The sequence below is a fragment of the Cerasibacillus quisquiliarum genome (assembly GCF_014202495.1).
Classification (GTDB): Bacteria; Bacillota; Bacilli; order Bacillales; family Amphibacillaceae; genus Cerasibacillus; species Cerasibacillus quisquiliarum.
Window position 1 is genome coordinate 509,701 of sequence record NZ_JACHHA010000001.1, and the last position, 12,317, is coordinate 522,017.

A 12,317-nucleotide genomic window follows, 5' to 3' on the forward strand; every position below is an offset into this window, starting at 1 on the left:
CCCGTAAACAAGCATAGTTTGAGTTAAGGGGGTTTTAAAAATGCGCAAACGACCACGATTTAAATCACGAACACCACCTCCGATGAGTCAGCTTTTATTCATTTCTTTTCTCTTTGTTATGATAAGTACATTTCTTAGCATTTGGTATATCGATGCAAAAATAAAGCCTGTCCTAATGGATATTGCTAAAAGAAAGACAACAGAGTTTGCTACTCGAGCAATTAATTCAGCTGTTAAATTTGCTGAAAATTATACGTTTGATCAAATTGCCCGTACCATTACAGACGATAATGGAAATGTATCAATAGTTGGGTGGGATTCGTCAGTTGTTAATAAAATTAATCGAGCAGCTACAGACCGTGTTGAGGAATTTTTTCGTAGTATGAATCGTGGAGAACCACCAAATTATGAAAATCCGTTGAGTGAACCGAAAGTTTATGGTGATACGGTCGATGAATTAGTGGAAAAGGATCCGACAGTTGTAGAAATACCGATTGGTCAAGCAACAGGAAATGCCATTTTAGCTAATTTAGGTCCAAAAATTCCAGTAAATTTAGAACTGATTGGAAGTGTGCGCACGGATATTAAAGAAGAAAGAGAAGAATTTGGTATTAACAATGTATTTGTTACATTATATGTTCTCGTAGAAGCAGATGTACAAATAATCGTACCGTTTACAACGGAAGTAACGACTGTAAAAACGCGAATTATGATTGACAAACATTTAGTTATGGGGCAAGTACCGAATTTCTACGGTGGTGGAAATAAGGGGCCATCAATTGCTGTTCCGAAAAAGGACTTGCAAGATTTACCTTAATATGTGTATAATAACATGTAATAAATTAAATATATTACCTTATCACGTCGGTGAGGTAGAGGCGCAGGCAACATGAGTAAACTATCTGAGGATGACAACAATGATGATAGCAAAAGGGTTGTTTGCCGAAGCAATATAAGTGTCAAACTTATATTCGCTGGGGTGTCTTTGAATAAGAGACGCACTGTCATACATATTGTTGTATGGAGGACTACTGATCGAAATAGAGGATTACGAAAATTGCAAGGGGCAATGATAAGTCGTTTTCTATCATTGCCTAATATTTTTAAGTCAATCCTCTTCCCTCCATACGAACTGAATAATAAATGGAGGGGTATAAATGGTAGGGACAGTCTATTCGATTATACCAGCACTCGTCATGCTGGTTTTAGTTTTATTAACACGAAAAGTGCTTTTATCGCTTGGAACAGGGATTGTTATTGGGGCATTATTCATTCATGAATTTCATGTCATTGATACATTAAAAGAAATTGTTCAAGTTTTTGTTGCTATTTTTTACAGTAGCGAAGGGATTGAAATAGGCAATATTTTATTATTACTTTTTTTAGTCCTTTTAGGCATTATGATTGCTTTCTTGCAAGCATCAGGTGGTAGCCGTGCGTTTGGTGAATGGATGATAAAGCGTGTTCGTACTCGGACAGGTTCACAATTAATGACGGTTCTTTTAGGCTTTATTATTTTTATTGATGATTATTTTAGTAGTTTAGCAGTTGGGCAGATTTCACGTCCATTAACAGACCGCCATAACGTTTCACGAGCAAAGCTTGCATATTTAATAGATTCTACGTCATCTCCAGTAACAGTATTATCACCAATTTCAAGTTGGGGGGCATATATTATCGGGATATTAGGTGGGCTGTTTGCCGCTAAAGAAATAACTGAATTTAAGGCGTTAGAAGCGTTTATTAAAATCATCCCGTATAATCTTTATGCGATTATCGCTCTTATTCTTGTCTTTATTGTTATTTATGCAAACTTTTTAATTGGTCCGATGAAAAGACATGAAGAACGAGCGTTAAAAAAAGGTCAGTTACTTGGGCAAGATCGCATGCCACCTGGTGATTTATCAAATACGTTTACACCGAATCAAAATGGAAAGGCTTACCATTTATTTATTCCAATTATTGTTTTACTAGTGACAACCATTGTTATGATGTATATAACTGGGTGGATGGCAAGCGATGGTGAAACGAATATATTGGCAGTGTTTGCTAATACCGATGTTAATATATCACTCTTTATTGGTGGAACATTATCAGTTGTGATTGCGCTTATATTATATTTAAAACTCCCTTTACGTGAGGCCAAACTGGTGAAAATTGTTAAAGAGGGAACGCTGACAATGGTTCCAGCTATTACTATTTTATTACTTGCTTGGATGATTGGCTCTATTATCGGGACATTACAAACTGGTGAATACTTAGCAGGTCTTGTTACGGAAGCTCAGATGAAGACTGCCTTTTTGCCATTTCTATTCTTCTTAATTGCTAGTATCATGTCTCTATCAACGGGTACGTCTTGGGGAACGTTCGGCATTATGTTACCGATTGCCGTAGATGTTCTCGTTATAACGGATATGAATCTTTTATTGCCAACATTAGGCGCTGTTCTTGCTGGTGCAGTGTTTGGCGATCATTGTACACCGATTTCAGATACGACGATTCTTTCATCAACAGGAGCAGGGGTACATCATATTGACCACGTTGTAACACAGTTGCCTTATGCGTTTATAGCAGCCATTTCCGCTGGGTTAGGTTATTTATTTATCGGATTTACAAACCAAGTCGGATTCGGTTTAATGATATCAATAATAATTTTAGCGATTATTGTCGTTAGTTTCCAATTAGTTCATTTAAGAAAAGTATAAACTCATTGTGGAAAACCTATTTTTATCGTTTGTTATAGCGAAGAAATAGGTTTCTTTTCTTATTAATAAAACATTTTGACATCTTATATAAGTATGAGTATAATACAAAACAAATATATCTGAAAATAGCTAAGTTTATTAAAATTTAGCTTTTCAGATGTGAAATGAAAATATAAGGAGGAACAACGATGGAAGTAAGATCACAATGGGGAACTAGAGCTGGATTTATCTTAGCGGCAGTTGGCTCCGCTGTAGGTCTTGGAAACATTTGGCGTTTTCCAGCTGTTGCTTATGAAAATGGTGGAGGAGCATTTTTTATCCCATATTTAGTCGCGTTATTAACAGCAGGTATTCCAATATTAATTTTGGAATTTACATTGGGACATAAGTATCGAGGGTCATCCCCACTAACTTTCCGTAGACTAAATAAGAAAACTGAATTTATTGGTTGGTGGGGTGTATTAGTCGCATTCGTTATTTCTACTTATTATTCAGTGATTATTGCCTGGGCAATGTCTTATGCTTTGTTTTCATTCAAATTACAGTGGGGTAGTGATACAGAAGGTTTCTTTCTGAATCATTTACAAGTAGGTAAACCAGGGCAGGTTGGTAGTTTAGTTCCGGATGTTTTTATCCCTTTAATTGTCGTTTGGGTTATTATTTTAGGTATCCTTTTATTAGGTGTTAAACGGGGTATTGAGATTGCTAATCGTATAATGATCCCCTTACTGATTGGTGTTTTTTTAATCATCGTTATTCGTGCTTTAACATTGCCTGGAGCGTTTGATGGCTTAGAAGCATTCTTTAAACCTGATTTTAGTAAGATTTTAAACGGTAAAGTGTGGGTAGAAGCATATGGACAAATTTTTTTCAGTTTGTCAATTGCATTTGCGATCATGATTACGTATTCTAGTTATTTACCTAAAAAATCAGATATAACGAATAATGCTTTTATTACAGGTTTTGGAAACTCTAGTTTTGAATTATTGGCTGGGATCGGTGTCTTTGCTATTTTAGGCTTTATGGCTGGACAACAAGGTGTGGCAGTCAATGATGTCGTAGAGTCTGGTGTTGGTTTAGCTTTCATGGTGTTTCCTGCTATTATTAATGAATTACCAGCATTAAATGGTTTCTTTGGATTCTTATTTTTCTTTTCGCTCGTCCTTGCAGGTTTAACATCATTAATGTCAATATCGGAAACATATATTGCAGGTTTAGTTGATAAGTTTCGTATCTCTAGAACAAAAGCCGTCCTAGTAGGTGGGGGATTAGCGGCGATTATATCTATGATTTACGCGACAAAGGGTGGTTTACACATTTTAGATGCCGTTGATTACTTTATTAATAGTTTTGGGGTCGCTATGCTTGGTTTAGTTGAAGTCGTTCTTATTGTTTGGGTTTTACGTAAATTACGTGAATTGAGAAATCATGCTAATGATGTGTCAGATATTAAATTAGGTGTCTGGTGGACCATTTGCTTAGGCGTGATTACACCTATTATATTAGGCTATATGATGTATGATTCTTTAAGACAAAATATTTTGAAGACATTTGCTACAGAGACTGGAAATTATAGTAATTTTCCCGATTCATTTATTTTTTATAGTGGCTGGTCTGTCGCTATAGGTGTGTTAGTCATTGGGATTATCCTTAGTCTCATCAAGTGGAGAAAAAAACCTGAAAACACTGAAGTTGATATAAAGGAGGCTAAATAAATGAGTACGAGTTCTATTATTGTTATGATCACAGGTATGCTTATTATTTGGGGTGGGTTAACAGCAAGTATTATCAATGCTATTCGTAAAAATGAAAAGACTGAACATTAAAACTTTAAAGGGTGCTTTTATAATAGAGCCCCCTTTATTTGTTTTTTGAACGTGCCATCTTTTCCCAGCGACGTAAGTATGGATATGGATCAAAAGCCCATTCATTATAACCATTATCTTTATACATGCCGTAATGTAAATGTGGTGGGAATTTACCTGATGTTCCTGGTGGTCCATAGCCGCTTGAACCAACGCTTCCGAGAACATCTCCAGGTTTAACGATATCACCTAATTTTAAATCGTCAGCATAACCGTTTAAATGGGCATAGTAGTGATAAATATTGTAGATGTCTCTAATTCCGATACGCCAACCACCGTATAAATTCCAACCGAGCATTTCTACAACGCCATATGTTGTTGATTTAACTGGTGTTCCGTAATTGGCGAATATATCTGTTCCTTCGTGACTTCTTAAACCGCCAAACCCTCTTCGGTCACCGAATGTACTTCGATAACTATAATTATGTTGTAACGATACTGGAAAATCACGATCAGTTAAATGAACATGTTGAAATTTTTTAAAGACACGAGCTGTATTTTTAATCGTTTGTACTGTTAGTTCTCTTTGATAATAATTCCATAAACCAATTTTCACGTCATCTTCTGTTGGTCCAAATTCTAAGATGATTTGTGCCATCGTATATAATATATCTTCTGGATCATTGATATCAGCTTTCCCATCACCGTTGCCATCTTTCCCTTTTCCTTGAAATAATGTAATCACCTTTTCATCTTGAATGTTCGAACTGTTTCCAACACCGTACCATAATATGTCTGGAATCTTAATTGAAATAAGTTGATCGTCTGGTAAATCTTTATGAATCTGTCTTTCGTATTGATCAATTGCTGCAATAAAATACCAAGGCAGTTGGGTAATGGCTTCTGTTTTTTTATATAAAGCAAGTCGTTTATTATAGATTGTGTCATCTACTTGATTGGCACGAGTAGGTGTAGGTAGTAAAACAAGACAAATGACTAAAATAGTGAAGAATGATTGTAATTTATACTTATTCATTGATACAGATTCCCAATCTCCTTTCAATTAAATATCATGTATATTTATCCGTTATGGTTCATTTCATGAATGATTTGCTCTACGACATTTTGATCATTTTTATCGGTTGTTAAACTGTTGTGTAAACTTTGTAAGTCATCGATTAAATTGGGGTTATCTGATACATGTATATCGAAAAAGCGTGGCATAACAGACATAGCTGTTTTTCTCGCGTAATTTATAGTTTCTTTTTCATCATATTCTTCATTTTTTTCATACGCTATCAATACGTCGTTATTTGTCACAACAGTTGCAACTTCTTCAAATGCTTCATTTTGTAGTAATATCCGGGTAATCATGTCAGCAAGTGCGAAGCGATCGATAGTTATTTGTCTTTGTTCTTCATGTTTAACTTGGTCACGTTTATAATTAACAAAGCCGACTCGCTTATCGAAATCAGGGTCTACTGTTTGCTTTGAATTGGGGTCGAGTTGATTATTTATATGTTCACGCTCACTCAATCGTTGATTATCGTTATGACACCCAAATAGTATAAAACATGTGATAAATATGATCATCATTATTTTTCGCATGATATATCGCCTCTTAAATTTATTATTTATCATTAGTTTGAGAATAAAATACGAAAACATACAGTAAAAATCATGTTCATCCCAGAATAGCTGGAAATATGGTAAACTAAACGGAGAGAAAGTCGGGAGGGAAGGCATTGATAACAATAGATGGCGTAACATATGAATTAGTAAAAGATGTCCGTGATGGATTTCAAGAAGAAGCATTTAAAGAAAGGTATGCAGATATTTTAAAGAAATACGACTACATTGTTGGTGATTGGGGTTATGATCAATTACGACTTAAAGGTTTTTATGATGACTTTCATAAAAAGGCTTCACACGATACAAGAATTAGTACATTACAAGATTATATTTATGAATATTGTAATTTTGGTTGTGCATATTTTGTACTCAAGAAAACGGAAAGAGCAGGAAGCTAATTTAGCTACTGCTCTTTATTATCTTTATTACGACTATTTAAAGGATGACTTCCTAAAGCTTTTCTAGGTAAATCCTCATGTCTTTCACGATCTGGATATACAAAAGCACTGTCACGATATTGACCTTCTTCCCATGGTGTAGATTTACCTTTAACAGGTTCATCTATATTAATAGATGATCCGTATGTTCCTTCGGGAAATTCTTCAGGAATTAATCGGTTTTTCATTTGTTCGACATTAGAAAAATCGGTATACTTTTTTTCCCCTTTTTTATCCATTAAATGATCACCTCACATGTCTACTTTATGTCATCGTTAGCTTTTAACACATGTAAAATCTTGGATGTGCCATTTGGAGAGATATATCATTAATAATGTCACGATAGTCGTTTAATGCTATGATATATATAAGGAAGTCATGGGAGGATTTTAGATATGTATTTTGTAGATCGTAGTAAAATTATTGAAACATTAACTTATATTGATGATTATTTAAACATATTTGATAATTATCGTTATGAAACTCGTATAGAACAGCTTGCACTAGAACGGTTAAGTCACATGTTAATTGAAGCAATCCTTGATACTGGTAATTTAATGATTGACGGATTTATTATGCGTGACCCTGGTAGTTACGAAGATATTATCGATATTTTAATTGATGAAGAAGTTATTCCAAAAGCTGATGAATCAGCTTACAAAGAAGTGATTAGTTTAAGAAAAATGCTAGTCAATGATTATTTAACTGTAGATCAAGCCCTTTTGAAAGAAACGATGCAAAAACATGTGCCTGTTCTAAGACAATTCAGTACACATATAAAAAACTATTTAGATAATGAGTTAGGTGTTGCAAACGCATTTTCAAAAGAATAGTAAAAAGGTGATGCATATTGAAACGAATGACCTCTATTAAACAGAAAATCTTAGATACGTTAAAGAAAGAGAAAACTGTGTCAATCGATGATTTAATGATTCATTTTACTATTTCGGAAATTGCTGTTAGAAAGCATTTGAAACAACTTGAGGCTGATGGATTTGTTCAAAAGCGAATCCATAAACAAAAGATTGGTCGTCCTTACCACACATATCAGCTCACAAAAGAAGGACATCAACTTTATCCCAATCATTATGAGACGTTTCCTGTGGAATTGTTAGATGATTTAAAGGAAATTGCCGGTGAAGAAATGGTTCAAGCATTATTAAAAAAGCGTATAGATCGGGAGAAAAAACAACTGGAAGAACTATTGACAAGCGATTGTACAGACTTGGACAAAAGGATAAAAGAAATTGCAAACATACAACATAAACGAGGATATATGGTCGAATTAGAAAAGGAAGCGTCCGGTGAATACGTGATGACATATTATCATTGCCCAATCGCGAATGTAGCATGCGATTATCACGAGATGTGCCATCATGAGAAAAAGATGTATGAAGATTTATTTCCAGGTAGTGAAATAGATGCACCAGCAATGATCACAAAGGGAGACCATTGTTGCAAATGGGTGATTAAGCCTCAAACTCATAATAAATGATGACTGTATAAAGGGATGACGTGTATTGAAACAGTATAAGGGGTATATTATCGATTTAGATGGAACGATGTATCGTGGAAATCAAGTCATTAAAGATGCCATTCCATTTATTCAGACTTTAATTGAAAATGATTTCTCTTATGTCTTTTTAACGAATAATTCAACAATGACGGTAGAGCAAGTAGCGGATAAATTAACGAATATGGGTATTCATGCAACGCCACAGAACATTTGTACAACAAGTATGGCGACTGCAACATATATTAAAAGGCAAAACCCTCATGCTCGTTGTTATGTCATTGGTGAAGATGGTTTGCGTGACGCCATTAAAAAAGCGGGCTTACAATTAGTAGACGATGAGAATTGTGATTACGTTGTCATCGGTTTAGATCGATCCATTACGTATGAAAAATTGGCAATCGGTAGTCTTGCGCTTCAGCGTGGAGCAACATTTGTTTCAACAAATAGTGACGTCGCGATTCCAGGTGAGAGAGGTTTACTTCCTGGTAATGGCTCTTTAACATCAGTTTTGGCTGTAGCTACAGGAAAAAAACCGATTTTTATAGGAAAACCTGAAGAAATCATCGTTAATGAAGCACTAAAACTTGTTGGGACAAAACGCGCCGATACATTATTAGTTGGTGATAATTATGATACAGATATTAAGGCTGGCATTCATGCAGGTATTGATACATTAATGGTCTTTACGGGAGTCACTCCATTTGAATCGTATGAAACGTTAGAGGAAAAGCCGACACATTATGTGAAATCGTTGAAAGAGTGGCTTCCATATATTTAACTTATCAAATAAGCAGGTCACCTTAAAGTGGTGGCCTGCTTATTTTTTTATGTATTACTTTCAAACGAGTGCGCCAATCGACTAGATGCAGCGGCGGCAATCGCACCGACAATATCATCTAAGAATGTATGACATTCACCAGTTGATGGATCATTTAATTGTTTTAAAATACCAGGTTTCTGTTTGTCTATATATCCATAATTTGTAAATCCGATTGAACCATAAACATTAACAATTGAAAAGGCGATTATTTCATCCACTCCGTATAAACCTTCATCCGTGCGTATAATATTTTGTAGTGGTTGTTCTAATTTATTTTGTTCAGCTAATTTATCAAGTTGAATACCTGTCAAGATGGCATTTTGTACCTCACGTTTACTTAGTACGCGGTCGACATTTTCTAAACATATCTCCATCGTTAAATTATCATGATATGTCGACTGAAGATAATAGACGAGTTCAGCAATATGTTCAATTGTTACACCACGTTCTCTTAATAATTGTCTTGCTTTAATTTCAAGATCGCTTTGAATATGTTCTTTTTCATCCATTTTATCCACCTCAATTGAAGAATTGATTAGTAATCCAAAGATAACATATTAAGTTAACCAATGAAAGATATGTTGTTATAGAAGTATAATTACTGAAAATTAAAACACTCATATGATATATTAAAATAGACGATATAAGATAAAGGAGAGAAATACATGTCAACACCTACTATTTACATTACTAGAAAACTACCCGAATCATTATTAGCACCATATAGAGAACGTTTTCAAATTCGTACATGGAAACATGAAGAAACGCCCGTTCCAAATGATATTTTATTTAAAGAGGCAAAAGAGGCAGATGGTTTGCTATGTATGTTATCAGATAAGATAGATGCGGAATTTTTAAAGGCCAATCCACGGCTAAAAATTGTTGCTAACCTTGCCGTTGGTTTTGATAATATCGATATTCAAGCGGCAGAAAGTTTAGGAAAAACAGTAACAAACACACCTGATATTTTAACAGAAACAACAGCTGATTTAGCCTTCGCATTATTAATGGCGACTGGTAGACGTTTAATCGAAGCACATCATGTCATTCGAAAAAACAAATGGCGTGATTGGTCGCCGTTTTTCTTGGCAGGGACTGATATTTATAAGAAAACGATTGGAATCGTAGGTATGGGACGAATTGGTGGTGCAGTAGCAAGAAGAGCAAAAGGATTTGACATGCCAATTTTATATCATAACCGATCACGTAATGAGAAATTAGAAGCGGAATTAGGCGCTAAATACGTTGACTTTGATACTTTACTTAAGAAATCAGATTATGTCGTTTCTCTCGTTCCATTAACTGAAGATACGACCGAATTATTTGATGCAGAAGCTTTCCAAAAGATGAAGCAGGAAGCAATTTTTATCAATGTTTCCAGAGGTGCTGTCGTAAATGAACAAGATTTAATTGAAGCATTAACAACAGGTGAAATTCGAGCTGCTGGGTTAGATGTTTTTGAGTCAGAGCCAATTACAGCAGATCATCCCCTATTTACTTTGGAAAATGTCGTCTGTCTTCCGCATATCGGTTCAGCTAGCTATGAAACACGATCACAAATGATCCAATTATGCATGGATAACTTTGAAGGTTATTTTTATGGAGATGGTGCGCTGACACCAGTTACGAAGAAATGAGTAATAGAAGTGCCAATAAGTCTTGTTAGGCTTTTGGCACATTATTTTTTATATATGAATATTCAATAAAATGAGAGCATCATAATTGGCTCTTGTTATACTTATTTAACATTTTACTATTCATTCATCATTTACGTTTTATTAGTGTTCTTAAGCTAGAAAAGGGCGAAAAAATTGATTTTATCGATGCTTCATGGAGAGTTTTTGTATTCGTCTTGTTAGGTGTTAACGTTACTAGAAGAACAACATAAAAACAAGCGAAGAAAACAATCTCTTCTTCGCTTGCTTAATTGATAAAGAGTTTTAAATTGCATCATTAAAATACTTGCTCGATTTCAGTTACCCCTGGTACTTCTGCCATGAGTGCTCGTTCAATGCCAGCTTTTAATGTAATCGTTGAGCTAGGGCAATTTCCGCATGCTCCCATGAGTCGAAGTTGGACAATCCCATTTTCGTCGACATCAACGAGTTGAACGTCACCGCCATCACGCAATAAAAATGGGCGTAGTTTATTTAATACTTCTTGTACTTGTTCACGCATCCTGCATTCCCCTTTCCTATGTTATATTATATGATGATTTATGAAAAAAATCTAATTCAAGAACTTTATTTAAGAATCATTCTCAGTTACTATTATTTTATCTTTTAATAACGATTTTGTAAAATAAAAGTGATCGGGAAATGATAAATATTAAAATGGGAGGGTTTATATATGTCAAAAGAGTCGATTGTTATTACAGTTTATGGTGCAAAACAAATATGTGCAAGTTGTGTTGGTGCGCCAGGTTCAAAAGATACGTATGAATGGTTACAAGCTGCAATTGGTAGAAAATATGTTGATGATCAGATAATTTATGAATATATTGATATTGAATCACCACCAAATGTAGAAAAACATAAAAAATTTGTGCAACGTATATTAGAGGAAGATCTCTTTTATCCAATCGTCATGGTTAATGATGAAATTGTAGCAGAAGGCATTCCACGTTTAAAAACGATATATGCTGCTTTAGATAAACATGATGTAGCGTTACAAACATGAATGAAGTGTAATATTTGAAGGAGATTAAATGGATTTGTATAATGAATAATGAGTCATAATTTATGTCGTGTTCATAAGGAGGCAGTGAAATGGTTATCACACTAACTGATCAAGCGAGCCTACAGATTAAAGAAATGATGCAAGAAGAAGAAAATCCGGTTCACTTTCGTTTCGGTATCCAAGGTGGGGGATGTAGCGGTCTTTCTTACTCTCTAGGATTTGAAGAGAATATTAATGAGGAACTAGATCATGTTGAAGAAATAAACGGTATACCAGTCGTCATAAATAAACAAGATATCCCAATTATTGAGGGAACAACAATTGATTATAAACAAAACATGATGGGCGGCGGATTCACAATTGATAATCCAAATGCGATTGTCTCATGTGGTTGTGGTTCCTCATTCCGGGCAAAAGATTATGAAGGCACCCCGGAAACTTGTTAAATAATATAGAAAGTAAAATGCTTTTTATCAAGTGGATTGTGGAAAGAATAATAAGTAATTTAATTGGCTTTAGCTCAATAGGGCTAAGGCCTTTAATTTTTCTTGTATCTAAAAATCTTTCATATTTGTAGATATATATTTAACTTTCAAATATTTGGTTCTTAAATTGAACATAAAAAACCCCTTAAGGAGAACAGAAATTTAATTTTTAAAATCCGTTTACCTTAAAGGGAGCATATTGAAAAAGGAATCATTGTTTGTTACTCATGTTGCTTTC

16 protein-coding genes and 1 riboswitch are annotated in these 12,317 nt (G+C 34.6%); of the genes, 11 read left to right on the plus strand and 5 right to left on the minus strand.

Annotated elements, in window-relative coordinates; all coding sequences use genetic code 11:
• Nucleotides 1–40 precede the first annotated feature (40 nt).
• From yunB to HNQ35_RS02485, 4 genes are all read left to right on the plus strand, one after another.
• The gene (gene yunB / locus HNQ35_RS02470; RefSeq protein ID WP_146934106.1) at nucleotides 41–817 is read left to right on the plus strand and encodes a sporulation protein YunB; all 777 of its coding nucleotides are present in this window, start codon (nucleotides 41–43) and stop codon (nucleotides 815–817) included.
• 48 nt (nucleotides 818–865) lie between these two features.
• Nucleotides 866–1,039, plus strand: a riboswitch (Lysine riboswitch).
• A gap of 118 nt (nucleotides 1,040–1,157) precedes the next feature.
• A complete protein-coding gene (locus HNQ35_RS02475) occupies nucleotides 1,158–2,705 on the plus strand; it encodes a Na+/H+ antiporter NhaC family protein (RefSeq protein ID WP_146934103.1) in 1,548 nt (515 codons plus the stop codon).
• Between the two features lie 188 nt (nucleotides 2,706–2,893).
• Nucleotides 2,894–4,420 (plus strand): sodium-dependent transporter, encoded by a 1,527-nt coding sequence (locus HNQ35_RS02480; RefSeq protein ID WP_146934100.1) that lies wholly within the window; start codon nucleotides 2,894–2,896, stop codon nucleotides 4,418–4,420.
• Nucleotides 4,421–4,531 (plus strand): methionine/alanine import family NSS transporter small subunit, encoded by a 111-nt coding sequence (locus HNQ35_RS02485; RefSeq protein ID WP_146934097.1) that lies wholly within the window; start codon nucleotides 4,421–4,423, stop codon nucleotides 4,529–4,531. It begins immediately after the preceding gene.
• 34 nt (nucleotides 4,532–4,565) lie between these two features.
• Here the strand turns inward: HNQ35_RS02485 and HNQ35_RS02490 are convergent, their stop codons facing one another.
• Nucleotides 4,566–5,546, minus strand: coding sequence for a M23 family metallopeptidase (locus HNQ35_RS02490; RefSeq protein ID WP_146934094.1), 981 nt, complete (start codon nucleotides 5,544–5,546; stop codon nucleotides 4,566–4,568).
• A 44-nt stretch (nucleotides 5,547–5,590) separates the two neighbouring features.
• Nucleotides 5,591–6,118 (minus strand): YhcN/YlaJ family sporulation lipoprotein, encoded by a 528-nt coding sequence (locus HNQ35_RS02495; protein ID WP_170226527.1) that lies wholly within the window; start codon nucleotides 6,116–6,118, stop codon nucleotides 5,591–5,593.
• 137 nt (nucleotides 6,119–6,255) lie between these two features.
• On the opposite strand from HNQ35_RS02495, the gene HNQ35_RS02500 reads away from it, so the two are divergent.
• The gene (locus tag HNQ35_RS02500) at nucleotides 6,256–6,540 is read left to right on the plus strand and encodes a YutD family protein (protein WP_146934088.1); all 285 of its coding nucleotides are present in this window, start codon (nucleotides 6,256–6,258) and stop codon (nucleotides 6,538–6,540) included.
• A 5-nt stretch (nucleotides 6,541–6,545) separates the two neighbouring features.
• On the opposite strand, the gene HNQ35_RS02505 is transcribed toward HNQ35_RS02500, so the two are convergent.
• Nucleotides 6,546–6,818: a hypothetical protein gene (locus HNQ35_RS02505; protein WP_146934084.1), complete on the minus strand. Its 273-nt coding sequence runs from the start codon at nucleotides 6,816–6,818 to the stop codon at nucleotides 6,546–6,548.
• A gap of 156 nt (nucleotides 6,819–6,974) precedes the next feature.
• Here HNQ35_RS02505 and HNQ35_RS02510 point away from each other — a divergent pair, with 156 nt between their 5' ends.
• The 3 genes from HNQ35_RS02510 to nucF are packed head-to-tail and all read left to right on the plus strand — an operon-like array spanning nucleotide 6,975 to nucleotide 8,873.
• On the plus strand, nucleotides 6,975–7,412 hold the full coding sequence (locus HNQ35_RS02510; protein WP_146934081.1) for a DUF86 domain-containing protein: 438 nt from the start codon (nucleotides 6,975–6,977) through the stop codon (nucleotides 7,410–7,412).
• A gap of 26 nt (nucleotides 7,413–7,438) precedes the next feature.
• Nucleotides 7,439–8,074 carry a helix-turn-helix transcriptional regulator gene (locus HNQ35_RS02515; protein ID WP_246118000.1) on the plus strand — a complete coding sequence of 212 codons (636 nt, stop codon included), beginning with the start codon at nucleotides 7,439–7,441 and terminating at the stop codon, nucleotides 8,072–8,074.
• Between the two features lie 25 nt (nucleotides 8,075–8,099).
• Nucleotides 8,100–8,873: a 5' nucleotidase NucF gene (gene nucF / locus HNQ35_RS02520; protein ID WP_146934074.1), complete on the plus strand. Its 774-nt coding sequence runs from the start codon at nucleotides 8,100–8,102 to the stop codon at nucleotides 8,871–8,873.
• 47 nt (nucleotides 8,874–8,920) lie between these two features.
• On the opposite strand, the gene HNQ35_RS02525 is transcribed toward nucF, so the two are convergent.
• The gene (locus HNQ35_RS02525; RefSeq protein WP_146934070.1) at nucleotides 8,921–9,424 is read right to left on the minus strand and encodes a phosphatidylglycerophosphatase A family protein; all 504 of its coding nucleotides are present in this window, start codon (nucleotides 9,422–9,424) and stop codon (nucleotides 8,921–8,923) included.
• Nucleotides 9,425–9,580: 156 nt separating this feature from the next.
• On the opposite strand from HNQ35_RS02525, the gene HNQ35_RS02530 reads away from it, so the two are divergent.
• Nucleotides 9,581–10,552: a 2-hydroxyacid dehydrogenase gene (locus HNQ35_RS02530; RefSeq protein WP_146934067.1), complete on the plus strand. Its 972-nt coding sequence runs from the start codon at nucleotides 9,581–9,583 to the stop codon at nucleotides 10,550–10,552.
• A gap of 316 nt (nucleotides 10,553–10,868) precedes the next feature.
• Here HNQ35_RS02530 and HNQ35_RS02535 read toward each other — a convergent pair whose 3' ends face one another.
• A complete protein-coding gene (locus tag HNQ35_RS02535) occupies nucleotides 10,869–11,093 on the minus strand; it encodes a NifU family protein (protein ID WP_146934064.1) in 225 nt (74 codons plus the stop codon).
• A gap of 171 nt (nucleotides 11,094–11,264) precedes the next feature.
• Here HNQ35_RS02535 and HNQ35_RS02540 point away from each other — a divergent pair, with 171 nt between their 5' ends.
• Complete coding sequence (locus tag HNQ35_RS02540; RefSeq protein WP_146934061.1) at nucleotides 11,265–11,594, plus strand: YuzD family protein; 330 nt, start codon at nucleotides 11,265–11,267, stop codon at nucleotides 11,592–11,594.
• An 89-nt stretch (nucleotides 11,595–11,683) separates the two neighbouring features.
• Complete coding sequence (locus HNQ35_RS02545; RefSeq protein ID WP_146934058.1) at nucleotides 11,684–12,040, plus strand: HesB/IscA family protein; 357 nt, start codon at nucleotides 11,684–11,686, stop codon at nucleotides 12,038–12,040.
• Nucleotides 12,041–12,317: the final 277 nt, after the last annotated feature.